Raw genomic sequence first — 16,900 nt, 5'->3', positions numbered from 1 at the left:
CGCCCATGGCCGCGCCCATCATGACGATCGAGAAGGTGTCCAAGGCCTTCGGCGGTATCCACGCCGTGGAGGAGTGCAGCTTCGAAGTGCCGCCCGGCCTGATCACGGGCCTCATCGGCCCGAACGGGGCGGGGAAGACCACGGTGTTCAACCTGATCACCGGCTTCCTGCGCGCCGACGGCGGCTCGATCCGCTACAAGGGCGAGGAGCTCCTGGGGCTCGCCCCCCACCAGGTCGAGGCGCGCGGCGTCGTGCGCACCTTCCAGCACCTCAGGCTCTGGGGCAAGATGACCGTGCTCGAGAACGTGCTGCTGGGCTGCCGGACGCCGCTCGGAGAGAACGTCTTGACGCTCTTCCTGCGCCCGGGGCGCGTGCGCGCCGAGGAGGCCGCCGCGCGCGAGCGCGCCATGGAGGTGCTGCATTTCTTCGCCCTGGCCGGCCGCGCCCACGAGCTGGCCGAGGACCTGGCCTACCCCGAGCAGAAGCTTCTCTCGATGGCGCGCATCTTCGCCACCAACGCCGAGATCCTGCTGCTCGACGAGCCCACCTCGGGGCTCGATACCGACTCCCTCCAGAAGATCGTGCCGATGGTTCGCCGCCTTGTCGAGCACGGCAAGACCGTGCTCCTCATCGAGCACAACATGGAGCTGATCTCGCAGCTGTCGGACGAAGTCGTCTTCCTCCACCAGGGGCGCGTCATGGCGCGGGGCCGGGCCGAGCAGATCACGCGCGACCCGGCGTTGACCGAGATCTACTTCGGGGCGTGATCGTGACCGAGACGCTGCTCGACGTCCGCGACCTCGAAGCCGGCTACGGGAAGAAGACCGTGCTGCACGGCGTGTCCTTCCGCGTGGGCGAGGGCGAGATCGTCGCCCTCCTCGGCCACAACGGCGCCGGCAAGTCCACCACGCTCAAGACGGTGCTGGGCCTCCTGCCCGCGCGGGCGGGCAGCGTGCGCTTCGCCGGCGAGGAGTGGGGCAACGGCGACCCCGCCGCCAACGTGAAGCGCGGGCTGGCGCTCGTGCCGCAGGGACGCGGCGTCTTCCCCGACCTGAGCGTGGTCGAGAACCTCATGCTGGGCGCCTACACCCAGGGCGACCGGACCGGCGCCCTCCAGCGCATGGACGAGGTCCTCGAGCTCTTCCCGATGCTCGCCGAGCGCCGCGGCCAGCGCGTGGGCACCATGTCGGGCGGCCAGCAGCAGATGGTCGCCGTGGGCACGGCCCTCATGCAGCGACCGCGTCTCATGATGATGGACGAGCCGTCCATCGGGCTCGCGCCGGTGCTCGTCCGGCGCGTGCTGGAGACGGCGGTCCAGATCAACCGGCGCTTCGGCACGGCCATCGTGCTGGTTGAGCAGAACATCAAGACGGCGCTCGGCATGGCGGGCCGCGCCTACGTGATGAAATCGGGGCGCATCGTGCTCGAGAAGCCGGCCGCCGAGCTCCTGGCCGCGCAGGACTCCTGGTGGGAGCTCTACTGACGACGCCCGACCGGCCGTGCTAGCATCGCGACAGGAGGTGGGAACATGTTCAAGGACGTCGTGACTTCGAAGCAGGAGCTGCGCGCCATCTTCGGCGAGCCGAGCGAGCGGGCCGTCCTCAAGTGCCACTCGTCCCTCGACGAGCACTCGCGCGCGTTCATCGCGGCCTCGCCCTTCGTGCTGCTCGCGACCTCCAACGCCGCGGGGCAGTGCGACGTCTCCCCCAAGGGCGACGCGCCGGGCTTCGTGCGGGTCCTGGACGACACGCATCTGGTCGTGCCCGACCGCCCCGGCAACAACCGCACCGATGGAATGACCAACATCCTCGAGAACCCGCATATCGGGATGCTCTTCCTCGTGCCCGGGCGCGGGGACACGCTGCGCGTCAACGGAAGAGCCTCGATCATCCGCGACGAGGAGATCCTGGCGCGCCTGGCCATGCATGGCAAGCTCCCCAGGGTCGCGCTCGGCGTCGTGGTCGAGGAGGCGTATCTCCACTGTCCCAAGGCCTTCCTCCGCTCGAGCCTGTGGGACCCGTCAACCTGGGCCGAGCCGCAGAAGCTCCCGTCCTTCGCCCAGATGCTCTGGGACCAGGTGCCGACCGCGCGCAGCGCGGCGTCGGTCACCGACTACGCCCGCGACCTGGACAAACGGGTCCGCGACGGGCTGTACTGACAGAGGAGGCTCTGCATGGCCGTCGTAGATCCGATCCCCAGGGAGAAGGCGCCTGCCGAGTTGCAGGCCGTGTACGACGGCTTGACGAAGCGGGCCGGGCGCGTGCCGGACTTCTACGGCGTCATGGCTCACCATCCCCGAGCGCTGAAGAACTTCCTGCCGCTCTATGCCTCGGTGATGAACGAGGGCACCCTCGAAGCCCGATACAAGGAGCTGGCCTATCTCAAGACCTCGCACCTGAACGGCTGCGAGTACTGCTCCCGCGCGCACACGCCGGCGGTGAAGCGGGCCGGGATTACCGGCGAGCAGATCGGGGCCCTGACGTTCTACGAGCGGAGTCCGCTCTTCGACGAGAAGGAGAAAGCCGTACTGCTCTACGCCGAGCGGATGACGCGTGCGGCGGGCGCCGGCCTGCGCGACATGGCGGTCGGCGAGCTCAAGCGGCACTTCACAGAAGACCAGATCGTCGAGTTGGCCCTGGTGACCTGCATGGCGAACTTCACCAACCGCTTCAACAACGGCCTCCGCATCGAGCCCGATCTGGGCTAGGCGCTCCTTCTCAGACCGTCGCGATGGGCGTCGCGGGTGATCCGACGGCGCCGGGAAGCCGGAGCGGCGGCGCGGTCAGGAGGAAGCGGCTGCGCTTGTGCTGGCGGAGCCAGGCCGCGAGTTCCGTCAGGTAGAACATCTCGCCGAGGTTGACCCCGAGCTTGAAGAGGCAGTGCTGGTGGAGGGGCAGTCCCGCGTGCGGCGCGGGGCCGCCGGGGCGCGACGGCACGGCCTCGACGCCGTAGTTGTCGGCGATGAGGGACGCGATGCCGCTGTCGGTGATCCATTGCAGGAGCGCATCGTCGCGGCCGTCGAGCACGGCGTAGGACGAGGCGAGCTTCTCGCCGTCGGGATTCCGCTTCATGTCGAGGATGGCCTGGCTGAACCCCGAGTGAAGCAGCAGCATATCGCCCTTCTCGACGACCACCTTGTCCTGGTCCATGACGCGCAGCAGGTCGTCGCGGCTCACCATCTTCCGCTCGGCGCCGAAGTGGGCGTGAAGGTCCACCAAGACGCCGCGCCCCTGGATGCCGTGCGCCGCCATGTTCTCGACGCCCAGCCGGCGCGCGCCGATGGGCTCCGTCGTCTTCTCGCCCGTGCGGTAGTCGATGGGACCGACCACGTCCACGTTGGCGCGGTGGCCGTTGTAGAACAGCGGCTCGGCCTTACCATCGCCGTCGGCGTCGAAGTGGGCGCCGACGTGGCAGAGGCTGTCCCACTGCGTGGAATACTGGAGCGTCAGCAGCACGCGGTCGTCACAGACCACGTCGGTGTGCAGCGGGTTGTAGACGGACAGCGGCATGTTGTAGCGCGGTCTCTCTTCGGTGCCCGTCGCCGAGAGGACGGGCGGGGTGCGCCGCGGGTTGAGCACGGCGCCGCCCGGGTAGTCGAGCGGGAGGCTGAGACAGAACGTGCGGCCCTCGCGCACCTCGGCCACGCCCTGCTTGACCTTCTCGGGCGTGATCAGATTCAAGCGCCCGATCTGGTCGTCGGGGCCGAAGTCTCCCCAGGTGGATCCTTCCGGGCGGTGCTTCCATCGAGAAGTTGCCATCGGCTCTCGTGACCTCCTCCGTTACTTGCGCGCCTCGAGGATCAGGTTGAACGGGGTCTCTGTCGCCCGGCGAAAGCGGCTGAAGCCGGCCTCGGCCATGACCGCGGCGAGGCGGCGCTCACCGGCCTGCGCGCCGAGGCCGAGCCCGACCTCCTGCGACAGGGAATTGGGCGTGCAGATCATGCTGGACACGGCGTAGTACAGCCGCCCCACGGGATTCGAGTTGTCCGCCACGCTGTCGCCGGCGAACGGCTCGACCAGCATGATCGTGCCGTCGTCGCTGAGGGCCTGGCGGGCGTGGCGGGCGGCGCCGACCGGATCGCCCATGTCGTGCAGGCAGTCGAAGAAGCAGATCAGGTCGAATCCCCGCTCGGCGTAGCCCTTGGCCGCGGCGGCCGTGAATGTGACACGGTCTGCGACGCCGGCTTCCGCCGCGCGGGTGCGGGCCACCTCGACGGACGGCGCGTGGATGTCGAAGCCGAAGAAGCGCGACTTCGGGTACGCCCCTGCCATGATGATCGTCGACGCCCCGTGGCCGCAGCCGACGTCGGCGACCTTGGCGCCGGCCTCGAGCTTGACCACGATCCCGTCCAGGGCCGGCAGCCACGCGGTGGTCAGGCGGGCCTTGTACCCCGGCCTGAAGAACTTCTCTGTCCCGTGAAACAGCCGGTGGTGGTGCTGGCCCCAGGGCAGGCCGCCGTCTCCCCGGAACGCGTCGAGCACCTTGTCGATGTCGGTGAAGCAGGCGCCGACGACGTTGGTCCCGGGGGCGACGAAGACCGGAGAGTTCTCGTTGGCGAGGGCCATCGCCTGCTCCGGCGGAAGGCGGTAGCCGCCGTCCGCGTGCTCCAGGTAGCCGGCGGCCGCGTTGGCGTCGAGCCACTCGCGCACGAGGCGGGGATTGCAGCGGCACCGGGCGGCCAGCGCGTCGGCGCTGACCGCCCGGCCGTCGGCCATGGCCTTGTACAGCCCGAGCTCCTCGCCGATCAGGACCACGGCCATCATGAGGGCGCCGCCCATGTCGGTGACGAACTTGCCCATGAACGCGTGCAGCTTGGTCTCGTCCATTGTGATCTCTCCAGTCTAGCAGGGCTCGAGGGGCACGCTGAGCGTGGTGCCGGGGACGAGGATGCCCCCGCGACGGCTGATCTCGACGCTGCCGTAGCGCGGCGCGAAGCAGTCCGGCAGCGGGCGGCCGTCGGGCGGGCAGAGCCAGAGGCGCAGGAGGTGGCGCTTGCGCGCGGGCTCGGGCCAGTCGACGTAACCCGTCCGGTCGTGGAGGATCTGGTGGTTGTGCAGCAGCTGGATGTCGCCCGGCTCGAAGTCCATGAAGAGGTTGAGATCGCGGTCTTCCAGCAGCGAGTCGAATACATCGAGCGCTTCGACCTGGCGCGCGGTGAGCGGCGGCACCTCGGGGAAACGCCGGGCGGACTCGATGTAGCGCCGCACGTAGATGGTGGACAAGCGCCCCGCGTGCCAGTTGAAGACGGGCACCGCGAAGTAGGGCTTCATGCCCGCCGGGACTTCCCCGCGTCTGTCTGTCTCGAAGGGTTCGAAGAGGACGGGCAGGAGGTCGGGACGGCGCGCCAGCATCACGTTGAAGACGCTGACCGAGCTGATGATGGCGGAGAGTCCACCGGAGCGCGCCTGGCGCAGGCAGAGGAGGCCCACGAGGTCGCACGAATCCGTGTGGAAGTACTGGCGCTCCGTCGTCTGGTAGATGCGGACGTTGGGGTCGTCTGGGTTGTAGCCGAGGTCGCGCACGTGGCCGAGGACGTGGCCCTTGGCGTTCTGCGAGAGCGCGCGGCCGAAGTACGTGCCGATGCCCCAGTAGACCGTCGCGGCTTCGGCGATCGAGTAGCGCCCGACGGGCACGCCGCGGAGCAGGACGAAGCCGCGGCCGTGGAGCAGCTCGCGGTGGATGCCGTCGAGGACTGGGCCCAGTCGGGGCAGGGGGAAGTCCTCGCGCGTGATCCCGATGATGTCGAGGCCGCGCGTGCGGGTGCGCTCGAGCGCCTGGTCGAGCTCGGCGATCTCGTCCGTGGAGAGCCGGTAGAGCCATTCCTCCGACTTGGCCATGTCGGGGCCGCGCCAGGCCGACGGGCCTTCGATGCGCCCGGGCGGCATCGGTGCGTCAGCCACGATCGGGACGTTCCACGAAATGGATGAGGATGCCGCCCGTGGACTTCGGATGGAGGAAGGCGATCTTCGAGCCTCGCGCGCCGGGACGCGGCGTCTCGTCGATGACAGTGAGACCCGCGGCCCTGGCGTCACGCATGGCCTCTTCGATGTCGGCCACGCGGAGTGCGATGTGGTGGAGGCCCTGGCCGCGCCGGGCGACGAACTTCGCGATGTCGCGCTGGTCGATCACCTTCTGGTCGCCGTCGGGCACGCGGTCCTCGAGGATCTCGAAGTCGGTATCGCCCACGCGCGCGAAGGCCGCGCGCAGCCCTCCGTAGGGGTCCTTCTCTTCGAAGCCGTGGATCTCGAGGCCGAGCTTGTCGCCGAAGATCTCGATGTGCTTCCCGAGATCCCCCGACGCGATGCCGATGTGGTCGATGCCGAGGATGCGCATGGTCGCTGTCCCCCTGGCCGAGAGCGGCGGCCTCGGCGGGCGGGATAATAGCACGCGCCCCAGACCGGCGACGTCCGTATACTGAAACACCATGCTGCCGCGGACGGCCGACATCGTCATCATCGGCGCGGGCGCCATCGGCTCGAGCATCGCCTACCACCTCTCGAAGCGCGGCGCCGGCGACGTCGTGGTGCTCGAGCGCGAGGCGATCGGCTCGGGCTCGACGAGCAAGGCCGCGGGCGGTATCCGGGTGCAGTTCGCCACGCGCGTCGAGATCGAGTTCTCCCTGCGGGGCATCGCCTTCTTCAAGCGCTTCGAGGACGAGATGGGCGTGCCGTGCGACTTCCGCCAGGAGGGCTACCTCTTCATCCTGTCGAGCGAGAAGGACGTCGCGCGCTTTCGCACCAACGTAGCGCTCCAGCAAAGCATGGGCGCCGACGTGAGAATGATCGCTCCCGATGACGCGAAGGCCATCGTGCCTGGCCTTCGCGTGGACGACGCGGTCGCGGCCGTCTGGGGCCCGACGGACGGCTACGCCTCGCCCAACGACGTGGTCCAGGCCTACGCGGCCCGCGCCCGGGCGGGCGGGGTCAGGTTCTTCGAGGAAACGCCGGTGACGGGGATCGAACTCGACGACGGCAGGAAGGTCGGCGCGGTCGTGACGCCGGCGGGACGGATCGAGACGCGGCTCGTGATCAACGCCGCCGGGCCGCAAGCGCCGCTGGTCGGGAAGATGGTGGGGCTGGATCTGCCGGTCGACCCCCGGAAACGCCACATCTTCGTCACCGACAGTTTCACGGAGATTAGACACCCGATGCCGCTCGTGACCGACATCACGTCGGGCTTCTACTGCCGGAGCGAGCAGGGCGCGATCCTGATGAGCCCGGGCGACATCGGGGCGCACACGGAGTACACGGCGAGCGTGGACTGGGGCGTGCTGGAGGAGACGGTGGAGAAGGCGGTGCGCCGCATGCCGGCGCTCGAGCACGCCCAGATCCGCCATGCTTGGGCGGGACTGCGGCCGCTCACGCCCGACGGCCGCGGCATCCTCGACTGGGCGCCGGGCATCGAGGGGCTCTATCTCGCCATCGGCTTTTGCGGCCACGGCTTCCAGCACTCGCCCGCGGCCGGCGAGATGGTCGCCGAGCTCCTCACGACGGGGCGCACCAGCCTCGACATCGCCGACTTGAGGCTCGGCCGCTTCTAGCGGCTGCCGAAGCAGGCCCGCCGTCAGACCTCGAGCCATTCCTTGCGCACCGCCGCGTTGGCGCGCAGGTCCTCCGGCGTGCCTTCGAAGACAATGCGGCCGTGGCCCATCACGTAGAGCCGGCGGCTGATACGGAGCGCGATCGTGAGCTTCTGCTCGACCAGCAGGATGGAGACGCCCCGCGCGGCGATGCGCTCGAGCAGGCCGCTGACGAGCTCCACCAATCGGGGCGCGAGGCCCTCGGTGGGCTCGTCGATCATGATGAGCTCGGGATCGCCCATCAGTGTCCGGCAGATGGTCAGCATCTGCTGCTCGCCGCCCGAGAGCACGCCGCCCAGCACGTCGGCGCGCTCCCGCAGGAGCGGGAAGAGCTCGAAGACGTCGTCGTAGCTCCACCGCCCGGTCTGCTTCGTGGACTTCCTGCCGAGGAGGAGATTCTCTCGCACGGTGAGTCCGGGGAAAATGTCCCGGTTCTCGGGCACGTAGCCCAGGCCCTTCCGGGCGATCACGTGCGGCGGCAGCCCGACCAGCTCCTCGTCGCGGAAGCGCACGGAGCCCTGCGCCCGGACGTCGCCCATGATTGCCTTGATGGTCGTCGAGCGGCCGACGCCGTTGCGGCCGAGCAGGCTCACGATCTCGCCCTCGTCAACACACAGGCTCACGCCGTGCAGGATGTGGCTCTTGCCGTAGAAAGCGTGCAGGTCGCTGACGGCCAGCATCAGCCCGCGCCCTGGGGCACGCCGAGGTATGCCTCCTGCACGGCCGCGCTCGCGCGGATGCGCGCGGGCGTGTCGTGCGCGATGACCTCGCCGTACACGAGCACGGCGATCCGGTCGGCGAGGTCGAAGACGACGCTCATGTCGTGCTCCACCATGAGCAGCGTCTTGCCCGCCGTCACCTGGCGGATGAGCTGGACGACCTGCTCGGTCTCGCTGCGGCTCATGCCCGAGGTCGGCTCGTCGAGCAGGATCACGTCGGCGCCACCCGCGATGGTGATGCCGATCTCCAGCGCGCGCTGCTCGGCGTAGGACAGGAGGCCGGCCGGTATGTGACGCCGCGCCGCGAGGTTGAGCTGTTCGAGCACCGTCTCGGTGCGTTCCCGCACCTCGCGCGCCGCGTCCACCCAGTGCCAGAACGAATAGCGGTAGCCCAGCGACCACAGCACGCTGCACCGCACGTTCTCGAAGACGCTCAGCCAGGGGAAAATGTTCGTCACCTGGAAGGAGCGGCTCAGTCCCCGGCGGTTGACCTCGTAGGGACGCCGCCCGGTGATGTCCTCGCCCCTGAGCCGGATGCGCCCGCCCGAGACGGGGTACTTGCCGGTGATCAAGTTGAAGAGCGTCGATTTACCAGCGCCGTTAGGACCGATGAGGGCCTGCCGCGTGCCCGCCTCGATGGCGAGGCTCACGCCGCGGATGATCAGCGTGGGACCGAAGGCCTTGCGGACGTCGACCAGCTCGATCGCCGGCGGTGTTCCGGGCCGTTGAAGCGTCGGCTCGCGGCGCGCTCGCGAGGCGCTCACGGCCGCCGCTCACCTCCTCCTGCGGATGCGGGCGCCGGGCGGCTCGCCTCGGCGAGCGCGTTGGCGGCACGGGGGGCCGCCCACCGCAGCGCCAGCGCCCCCGCCGCGGTGAGCGCGACGAAGGCGAGCCAGGGCAAGAGCGTGCGCACGGGGACGGCCGTCCAGAACAGGCGCTTGGTGGTGATGGCCGGTGACGCGGTGACGAGGAAGTGCACCATCTCGAGGAGCCCGATGACGCCCACGGCGGCCACGAGCGCGGCGAGCGCGGCGACGAGGTACGGGCCGACGAGGCGCCGCAGGCGGCCGGCCCGCCACGCGGGCGCGTGCATCATCAGCGCCCCCGCCAGCCCCGCCGGCACGAAGAGGACGGTGGCTAGGAACAGGAGGCCGAGGTAGAGGAGCCAGATCCCCGTGTAGTCGCTCAGCATCGACTGGAGGAACGTGAAGAGTATCGCGCCGAGGATGGGGCCGACGAAAGAGCCGATGCCGCCGATATACGTCATGAGCAGCACGGCGCCCGAGGCCGCGAGGCCCATGTTCGCCGCGGTGAGGATCTCGTAGTTCACCGCGAAGAGCCCGCCCGCCACGCCGGCGAAGAAGCCGGCGGCACAGAACGCGATGAAGCGGACGGTTTGCGCGCTGTAGCCGACGAACTCCGCGCGCTCCGGATTGTCGCGCACGGCGTTGGCCATGCGCCCCACCGGCGTCCGCGAGAACGCGTACATCAGCGCGGCGGCCACAAGCACCCAGAAGGCGATCAGGTAGTACACTTGGCGATCGGTCGAAAAGTGCAGGCCCAGGAGCAGCGGCGCCTTCGTCCGGTTGGCCGTGATCCCCTCCTCGCCGCCGAAGAACTTGTCGAAGATGAGCGCGGAGGCGGCCATCATCTCGCCCACCCCGAGCGAGATCATCGCGAAGACGGTGCCGGCCCTTCGAGTCGAGAAGCTGCCGTAGAGCGCGGCGAAGCAGAGGCCGCCGAGCCCGCCGACCAGCGGCAGCAGCGGCACGGGGAGGTACACGACGCCCTGGCCGGCCAGATTGAGGACGTGCGCGGCGATGAAGCCGCCGAGCCCGAAGTACACGGCGTGACCAAAAGATAACATGCCGCCCTGGCCGAGGAGCATGTTGTAGCTCAGGGCGAACACGATCGCGATGCCCATCTGGTTCATCACGGGCACGGCCGCGGAGGTCCGCACGACGTGGGGAAGCGCCGCCAGCAGCGCGGCCGCGGCCAGCCAGACCGCGGAGCGGCGCATCCATCGGGTCCGCGCGGGCGCCATCGCCTCGAGCGGACGCGCGGTGGCGGGGACGCTCACGTCTCCCGCGTCCCGAAGAGCCCGGTGGGCCGCACGATGAGGATGAACACCAGCAGGAAATACGGCATGATCGGCGCCACCTGGGCGACCGTGATACGCCACAGGTCGTGCAGCGCCCCGCCCGCGTCGATCGGCACGCCCAGCGCGATCAGCGCGCTGCCCACCGAGACGTTGAGCGCCACCGCGAAGGTTTGAAGAATACCGATGAGTAGCGAGGCCACCAGCGCGCCGGTGAGCGAGCCGAGGCCGCCGACCACCACCACCACGAACACGATGCTGCCGAGCACCTGCGCCATACCTGGGAACGTGCCCAGCACGGGGCCGGCGATGACGCCGGCCAGTCCGGCGAGCGCCGAGCCGATGCCGAAGACGACCATGAAGACGCGGGGGACGTTGTGCCCGAGCATGGCCACCATCCCAGGATGCGTGAGCGAGGCCTGGATGATGAGGCCGGCCCGCGTGCGCATGAAGGCCGCGAAGAGGAACAGGAAGATCGCGACGGACACGGCGAGCATGAACGCCTTGTAGGCCGGGAAGCTGCCGTGGAAGAGGTGGAACAGCGCGAAGTCGAGGGCCTTGGGGATTTCGTAACTCTTGGCGGGCCGTCCCCAGACGAGCGGCACCAGCTCCTCGATGACGATGGCGACGCCGAACGTGAAGATCAGCTCGGGCACGTGCCCGAACCGATGCACGCGGCGCAGCCCGTAGCGCTCGACGAGCACCCCCAGGGCGCCCACCAGCAGCGGCGCGATCACCAGCGCCGGCCCGAAGCCCACGGCGCGGCCGAACGCGTACCCGAAGTAGGCCCCCAGCATGTAGAAGCCGGCGTGGGCGAAGTTCAGCACCCCCATCATGCCGAAGATGAGCGTGAGCCCGCTCGACAGCATGAACAGGAGCAGGCCGAAGACGAGGCCGTTCAGCAGGGAGAAGAAGACGAGCTCGAACATCGTGGCGCGCTGTGCGGAGCCCGCCGGCCGGGCCAGCGGGCTCCGCCCGACCGGGGCTAGCCCGGCCGCGCCATCTTACAGGTCGTGGGCTGCGTGGCCTTCGCACGATCGATCTTGCTCTCGAGCGACAGCCCAAAGCCGGAGTTGTCGAAGTCGTAGGTGATGCCCTTGTTGGTGTGCACGGAGATGTAGATGGGCATCTGGAGCTGGTGATCCTCGCGTCGCATGACGACCTGATCGCCGCCCAGCGTGGTCCACTCCATGCCCTCGAGGGCGGCGGCCACCTTGTCGACGTCCACGGTGCCCGCCTTCTTGATGGCCAGGGCGAGCATGTTGACGCCCGTGTTGATGCGGGGCTGGTTGACGTCGCCCTCGTGGTTCACCTTCTTGTACCCCGTGATGTAGTCGCCCAACGCCTTGGGCGCGCTCGGGTTGCCGGGGTTGGTCTCGTGGACGAGCCGGATGCGGTCGATGCCGGCGGCGCCGATGGCGGCGGTGACGCCGTCGGAGGCCGCGTAGTAGGTGTAGAAAGGCACCTTCAACCCACCGTCGTTGGCGGCCTTGGCCAGGTTCACCATGTCGGCGCCCCAGTTGCCGGTGATGACGGCGTCGGCGCCGGAGGCGAGGATTTTCTGTACGTACGGCGAGAAGTCCAGCACCTTGCCGATCGGGTGCAGCTCGTTGCCGACGATCTGGATGTCGGGCCGCTTGGCCTTGAGCATGCTGACGGCGGCTTCGGCCACCGCCTTCCCGAACGAGTAGTCCTGGCCGATGACGTAGATCTTCTTGATCTTGGTCTTGGCCTTGATGACGTCGGTCAGCGCCGCCATCTTCATGTCGGCGTGGGCGTCAAAGCGGAAGTGCCAGTAGTGGCACTTCTCGTTCGTGAGCGCGGGGTCGACGGCTGAGTAGTTCAGATAGAGGACGCGGCTGCCCGGATTGCGCTCGTTGTGCTTGAGGACCGCGTCCGAGATGGCGTGGGCCACGCCCGAGCTGTTGCCCTGGAAGACGAAGGGGATCCCGTCACCGATGACCTTCTTGAGCTGGATCAGGCTCTCCTGCGGGCTGACCTTGTTGTCGAAGGGCACGATCTCGATCTGCCGGCCGAGCACGCCGCCCGCGCGATTGATCTGGTCCGCGGCGAAGCGGAACTGCTTGAGTCCGTTCTCGCCGGTCGCCGCGAACGGCCCCGAAAGCGGATCGACGTAGGCCACCCGGATGGGATCGGCCGACATCGCCCCTGACGCCAGCCCGCCGACCACCGCGAGCACGAGGATACCGCTGAGCACGCTCTTCGCCCTGGACATCGTGGACCTCCTTTGCGTTTGCCCGCCCGCGACTCCGGCCGCCGCAGGGCCACTACGCTTGCATGGCCGATGAGGTGTTGTCAACCGGGATTTCCGATACATCCTCCCGCGCTTCGGCGACATGAAGCTCTCCAGCCTCCGGCAGGAGGGCATGGAGACGTGGTACGCCGAGCGGCTCGGCCAGGTCTCTCCCACCACCGCCAACAAGGAGCTGGCCCGGCTCAAGCATCTGCTCGGCCGCGCCGTCACGTGGGGGTATCTCAAGGCGAGCCCGGCGCGGGCGCTCAAGAAGGCGAAGGAAGCGCCAGGGCGGGTCCGGTATCTCTCGCCCGAGGAGTACGAGAAGCTCTTGAACGGCGCCGACGTGACGGTGAAGGCGAACAACGGGCGGATATGGACGGCGCGACAGGCGCCCAACTCCGCGCTCCGACTCTACATATTGGCCGCGCTCCACACAGGGGCTCGGCGAAGCGAGCTCGTGCGCCTCCGATGGGCTGACGTGGACATGCGGGCGCGGACCATCACCTTCCGGCACACCAAGAACGGGTACGCACGCTCGGTTCCGATGACGGACACGCTGCGTGAAACCTTCGCCGCGCTCCCCCGCCCGCTCTCACCGGAGGCGCCCGTCCTTCCTGAGCGCGAGCCTAAAGTGATCTCCCGCGGCTTCGCGCGCCTGGTGGCCGACCTCGAGATGCCCAACCTCCGATTCCACGACCTCCGCCATCACGCGGGCAGCATGCTCACTATGGCCGGCGTCCCTCAGCGAAGCATCATGGAGATTCTCGGCCACCGCGATCCGCGGATGACGATGCGTTATCAGCACCTCTCGCCGGGGCATCTCCGCGACGCCATTCGAGCCCTGGAGCCGCACCCCGTCAAGGCCGCGGTACCGGACAACGAGAGCGCGTCCGCGATCGCGTGACCGGAGCTCAAGTGGCACTATTTCGGCACCGGCAGAAAAGCAACAGCGCGGGGTGGGTTGCAACCCCGCGCCGAAAATGGTGGACGACACTGGACTTGAACCAGTGATCCCCGGCATGTGAGTCGCTGCGCTTATCGCCCTCCTCGGCCTCCAGACACGCCAGACCCGAGCGACGGGAGGGCGCTCCTACACTGATCTCGCGAACCCGGTGTCTCGTTCTTCTTGACAGTTTCCGGTCAGCGAGGTCAGCAGGGGAGGGCCCCCTGCCCCACCCGGCTCCCCGCCCGGCAGATTGCCAACGAGTTTCTCACTCAGGACACTAGCGGGGCTGCATTCTGATCGCCCCGTCCAGCCTGATGGTCTCGCCGTTGAGCATGGTGTTCTCGACGATGTGGGCTGCGAGGGCGCCGTACTCGGCCGGGCGCCCGAGGCGAGGGGGGAACGGGACCTGCTTGCCGAGCGACACGCGCGCGGGCTCCGGCAGCCCCGCCAGGAGCGGGGTGTCGAAGAGCCCGGGCGCGATGGTGCAGACGCGGATGCCCAGGTCCGCAAGGTCGCGGGCGATGGGCAGCGTCATGCCGACGATGCCGCCCTTGGAGGCCGAGTAGGCCGCCTGGCCGATCTGGCCATCGAAGGCGGCGACGGAGGCGGTGTTGACCACCACGCCCCGCTCGCCCTCCTCGTTGGGTTGGTTCTTGGCCATGTGCGCGGCGGCCAGCCTGATGCAGTTGAAGGTGCCGATTAGGTTGACCTGGATGACTCGCGTAAATACCCCGAGATCAGCCGGGCCGCGCTTGCCGTAGGCCTTCTCGGCCGCGCCGATGCCGGCACAGTTGACCAGCACGTGGACGGCGCCCAACTTCGCCGCGGCGGCTTCGAGCGCCGCCGTCACCTCGTCGGCGCTGGTGACGTCGCAGGCCGCGAAGAAGGCATTGCCCCCCATCTGCTTGGCCACCTCGACGCCGGCGGACTTGGGCAGGTCGAGGAGCGCGACCTTGCCGCCGCCCGCGAGCAGCCGCTCGGCCGTCGCCCGGCCCAGCCCCGACGCGCCGCCCGTGATCACCGCAACGGATCCCGCGATCTTCATCGATTGAATCCTCCTCGGCAGGGGTCTCGACTGCCGCGGTAGTATAACCGAGACCCATGGCCGCCCCACTCTGGATACGGACCCCCGAGGAGCTCGACGCGCTCGTCGTGTCCCTGCGGGGGGCCAAGACGCTCTGCATCGACACCGAGGCCGACGGCCTCCACCACCATCCGGTCAAGCTCTGCCTGGTGCAGGTGGCCGACGACCGGGGCCGGGGACACCTAATAGATCCGCTCGCGCTACCCACGCTCCAGCCGCTCGGACCCTTCTTCGCGGACGCGGGCGTGGTCAAGGTGCTGCACGCAGCCGACAACGATCTCGGCTATCTCAAGCGGCTCTACGGGTTCTCCGTCGCCAACATCTTCGACACGGCCATCGCCGCGCGCTTTCTCGGCGTGACGTCGCTGTCGCTCGACGGGCTCCTGCGCGACTTCATCGGCGTGGACCCGGGTCCCTCGCGCCAGAAAGACGACTGGTCCAAGCGCCCGCTGAGCCCGGCCCAGGAGACCTACGCGCTCAACGACGTGCTCCACCTGATACCTTTGCGGCAGAAGCTGTTGGAGGCTTTGCGCGCCAAGGGGCGCGAGCTCTGGGTCGAGGAGGAGTGCGCGTTGATCGCCGCCATGCCCGCTCCCGAGAAGGCTGCCGACCCCGACGCCTACATGAAGCTCAAGGCCGCCAAGGACCTCGACGGCCGCGGGCTCGCCGTGCTGCGCGAGCTCCACCAGGCGCGCGAGACGCTGGCGATCAAGCTCGACCGCCCGCCCTTCATGATTCTGGGCAACGAGGTGCTGGTGGCGCTGGCGGTGCTCAAGCCTCGGGACAGCAACTCGATCCTCACGGTCAAGGGGTGCACGATCAACGTGGTGCGCCGAGCGGGCGAGGCGATCCTGGCGGCCGTCGAGCGCGGCCTGACCGTGCTGGACGCCGAGCTGCCCGTGCGGCGCCCGAACCCGCGGCCCCGCGCCTCCGGCGCCGTCCAGCGGCGGAGCGAGGCGCTCCGCGCCTGGCGCGTCGAGGCCGCCAAGCTCGTGGAGCTCGACGCGGGCGTGATTTTCCCGCAGCGCCTGATCGACAGGCTGGCCCATGATCCGCCGCGCGACCTCGATGCCCTCGCGCGCGTGGAAGGTGTCGGGCGCTGGCGCGCCGAGCTCTTCGGCGCCGATCTCTTGAGGAGGCTCGAATGACCGCACTCGTGAACCGGCAGATCGTCCTCGCTGCCCGCCCCGCGGGCATGCCGAAGGCCACCGACTTCAGGCTCGAGACGACGCCCGTGCCCGAGCCGGGGCCAGGCCAGATCCTCGTGCGCAACATCTGGATGTCGGTGGACCCGTATATGCGAGGCCGCATGAACGACCGCAAGTCGTACTCGCCGCCCTTCGAAGTCGGCAAGCCGCTCGACGGGCGCGCCGTGGGGCAGGTGCTGAAGTCGAATCATCCCAAGCTCAAGGAAGGCGCGGTCGTCAGCAACATGCAGGGCTGGCGCGAGTACTTCGTCTCGGCGGGCGAGGGCATCACGCCGGTCGATGCCTCGCTGCCGCTGCCGGCCTACCTTGGCGTCCTCGGTGTCCCCGGTTTCACGGGCTGGTACGGGCTCAAGGAGATCGGCAAGCCCAAGGCCGGCGAGACGCTCGTGGTCTCCGGCGCCGCCGGAGCGACGGGCTCGCTCGTCGTCCAGATGGGCAAGATCCTGGGCTGCCGCGTCGTGGGCACGGCCGGCACCGACGAGAAGTGCGCCTATGTCAGGCGCGAGCTGGGGGCGGACGCCGCCATCAACTACAAGACGGCCGGTGACTGCGTCGACGCGCTCCGCCAGGCCTGCCCCAAGGGCGTCGACGTCTACTTCGAGAACGTGGGCGGGCCGATCCTCGACGCCGTGCTGCGCCTGCTCAACCCGCTCTCCCGCATCCCCCTCTGCGGCATGATCTCGCAGTACAACCTGGAGATCCCCGACCCCGGCCCGCGCTACCTCTTCTCCATGATCGCCAACCGCACCCTCATGCAGGGCTTCATCATCTCCGACCACTTCGACCGCTACGGAGAATTCGTCGGCGAGGTGGGCGGCTGGCTCAAGGCCGGGCGCATCAAGCGGGAAGAGACCGTAGTCGAGGGCATCGAGAACGCGCCCAAGGCCTTCCTCGGCCTCTTCTCCGGCGACAACCTGGGCAAGATGGTCGTGCGCCTGGCCCCCGACCCCCCGGCCTCTGGTCCGAGGTAGCGCACCGGCGCACCTCCCGGTTGTTCTCCAGCCGGGAC

18 protein-coding genes are annotated in these 16,900 nt (G+C 69.0%); 8 read left to right on the top strand and 10 right to left on the bottom strand.

Annotated elements, in window-relative coordinates:
* The first annotated feature begins 5 nt into the window (after positions 1-5).
* The 4 genes from Q7W02_25170 to Q7W02_25155 are packed head-to-tail and all read left to right on the top strand — an operon-like array spanning position 6 to position 2,707.
* Entirely contained in the window at positions 6-767 is a 762-nt protein-coding gene (locus Q7W02_25170; GenBank protein ID MDO8479423.1) for an ABC transporter ATP-binding protein, read from the top strand.
* 2 nt (positions 768-769) lie between these two features.
* Positions 770-1,483, top strand: coding sequence for an ABC transporter ATP-binding protein (locus Q7W02_25165; protein MDO8479422.1), 714 nt, complete (start codon positions 770-772; stop codon positions 1,481-1,483).
* A gap of 45 nt (positions 1,484-1,528) precedes the next feature.
* Entirely contained in the window at positions 1,529-2,158 is a 630-nt protein-coding gene (locus Q7W02_25160) for a pyridoxamine 5'-phosphate oxidase family protein (GenBank protein MDO8479421.1), read from the top strand.
* 15 nt (positions 2,159-2,173) lie between these two features.
* Positions 2,174-2,707, top strand: coding sequence for a carboxymuconolactone decarboxylase family protein (locus Q7W02_25155; GenBank protein MDO8479420.1), 534 nt, complete (start codon positions 2,174-2,176; stop codon positions 2,705-2,707).
* A 10-nt stretch (positions 2,708-2,717) separates the two neighbouring features.
* On the opposite strand, the gene Q7W02_25150 is transcribed toward Q7W02_25155, so the two are convergent.
* Genes Q7W02_25150 through Q7W02_25135 form a run of 4 tightly spaced genes read right to left on the bottom strand, consistent with a single transcriptional unit; the run spans position 2,718 to position 6,333 of the window.
* The gene (locus tag Q7W02_25150) at positions 2,718-3,758 is read right to left on the bottom strand and encodes a cyclase family protein (GenBank protein ID MDO8479419.1); all 1,041 of its coding nucleotides are present in this window, start codon (positions 3,756-3,758) and stop codon (positions 2,718-2,720) included.
* Between the two features lie 21 nt (positions 3,759-3,779).
* Positions 3,780-4,826 (bottom strand): methyltransferase domain-containing protein, encoded by a 1,047-nt coding sequence (locus Q7W02_25145; protein ID MDO8479418.1) that lies wholly within the window; start codon positions 4,824-4,826, stop codon positions 3,780-3,782.
* Between the two features lie 15 nt (positions 4,827-4,841).
* Positions 4,842-5,885: a TauD/TfdA family dioxygenase gene (locus tag Q7W02_25140; GenBank protein ID MDO8479417.1), complete on the bottom strand. Its 1,044-nt coding sequence runs from the start codon at positions 5,883-5,885 to the stop codon at positions 4,842-4,844.
* A gap of 7 nt (positions 5,886-5,892) precedes the next feature.
* On the bottom strand, positions 5,893-6,333 hold the full coding sequence (locus tag Q7W02_25135) for a VOC family protein (protein ID MDO8479416.1): 441 nt from the start codon (positions 6,331-6,333) through the stop codon (positions 5,893-5,895).
* A 91-nt stretch (positions 6,334-6,424) separates the two neighbouring features.
* Here Q7W02_25135 and Q7W02_25130 point away from each other — a divergent pair, with 91 nt between their 5' ends.
* Entirely contained in the window at positions 6,425-7,540 is a 1,116-nt protein-coding gene (locus Q7W02_25130; GenBank protein MDO8479415.1) for an FAD-binding oxidoreductase, read from the top strand.
* Positions 7,541-7,563: 23 nt separating this feature from the next.
* On the opposite strand, the gene Q7W02_25125 is transcribed toward Q7W02_25130, so the two are convergent.
* The 5 genes from Q7W02_25125 to Q7W02_25105 are packed head-to-tail and all read right to left on the bottom strand — an operon-like array spanning position 7,564 to position 12,632.
* Entirely contained in the window at positions 7,564-8,259 is a 696-nt protein-coding gene (locus tag Q7W02_25125) for an ABC transporter ATP-binding protein (protein ID MDO8479414.1), read from the bottom strand.
* On the bottom strand, positions 8,259-9,062 hold the full coding sequence (locus Q7W02_25120; GenBank protein ID MDO8479413.1) for an ABC transporter ATP-binding protein: 804 nt from the start codon (positions 9,060-9,062) through the stop codon (positions 8,259-8,261). The genes Q7W02_25125 and Q7W02_25120 overlap by 1 nt, the downstream gene beginning before the upstream one ends.
* Positions 9,059-10,378 (bottom strand): branched-chain amino acid ABC transporter permease, encoded by a 1,320-nt coding sequence (locus tag Q7W02_25115; GenBank protein MDO8479412.1) that lies wholly within the window; start codon positions 10,376-10,378, stop codon positions 9,059-9,061. The genes Q7W02_25120 and Q7W02_25115 overlap by 4 nt, the downstream gene beginning before the upstream one ends.
* Positions 10,375-11,325 carry a branched-chain amino acid ABC transporter permease gene (locus Q7W02_25110; protein ID MDO8479411.1) on the bottom strand — a complete coding sequence of 317 codons (951 nt, stop codon included), beginning with the start codon at positions 11,323-11,325 and terminating at the stop codon, positions 10,375-10,377. Before Q7W02_25110 ends, Q7W02_25115 begins: the two co-directional genes overlap by 4 nt.
* Before the next feature lie 56 nt (positions 11,326-11,381).
* Positions 11,382-12,632: a branched-chain amino acid ABC transporter substrate-binding protein gene (locus Q7W02_25105; protein MDO8479410.1), complete on the bottom strand. Its 1,251-nt coding sequence runs from the start codon at positions 12,630-12,632 to the stop codon at positions 11,382-11,384.
* A gap of 151 nt (positions 12,633-12,783) precedes the next feature.
* Between Q7W02_25105 and Q7W02_25100 the strand changes: the two genes are divergently transcribed.
* Entirely contained in the window at positions 12,784-13,557 is a 774-nt protein-coding gene (locus tag Q7W02_25100) for a site-specific integrase (GenBank protein MDO8479409.1), read from the top strand.
* Between the two features lie 319 nt (positions 13,558-13,876).
* Here Q7W02_25100 and Q7W02_25095 read toward each other — a convergent pair whose 3' ends face one another.
* The gene (locus Q7W02_25095; protein MDO8479408.1) at positions 13,877-14,644 is read right to left on the bottom strand and encodes a 3-hydroxyacyl-CoA dehydrogenase; all 768 of its coding nucleotides are present in this window, start codon (positions 14,642-14,644) and stop codon (positions 13,877-13,879) included.
* 56 nt (positions 14,645-14,700) lie between these two features.
* On the opposite strand from Q7W02_25095, the gene Q7W02_25090 reads away from it, so the two are divergent.
* Positions 14,701-15,831, top strand: coding sequence for an HRDC domain-containing protein (locus Q7W02_25090; protein ID MDO8479407.1), 1,131 nt, complete (start codon positions 14,701-14,703; stop codon positions 15,829-15,831).
* On the top strand, positions 15,828-16,862 hold the full coding sequence (locus Q7W02_25085) for an NADP-dependent oxidoreductase (GenBank protein ID MDO8479406.1): 1,035 nt from the start codon (positions 15,828-15,830) through the stop codon (positions 16,860-16,862). The genes Q7W02_25090 and Q7W02_25085 overlap by 4 nt, the downstream gene beginning before the upstream one ends.
* The last annotated feature ends 38 nt before the right edge of the window (positions 16,863-16,900 follow it).

The organism is Candidatus Rokuibacteriota bacterium (assembly GCA_030647435.1).
In the GTDB taxonomy this organism is placed as follows: domain Bacteria; phylum Methylomirabilota; class Methylomirabilia; order Rokubacteriales; family CSP1-6; genus AR37.
Note: the sequence above shows the minus strand (reverse complement) of the source record. Positions and strands in the feature narration are given on the sequence as shown.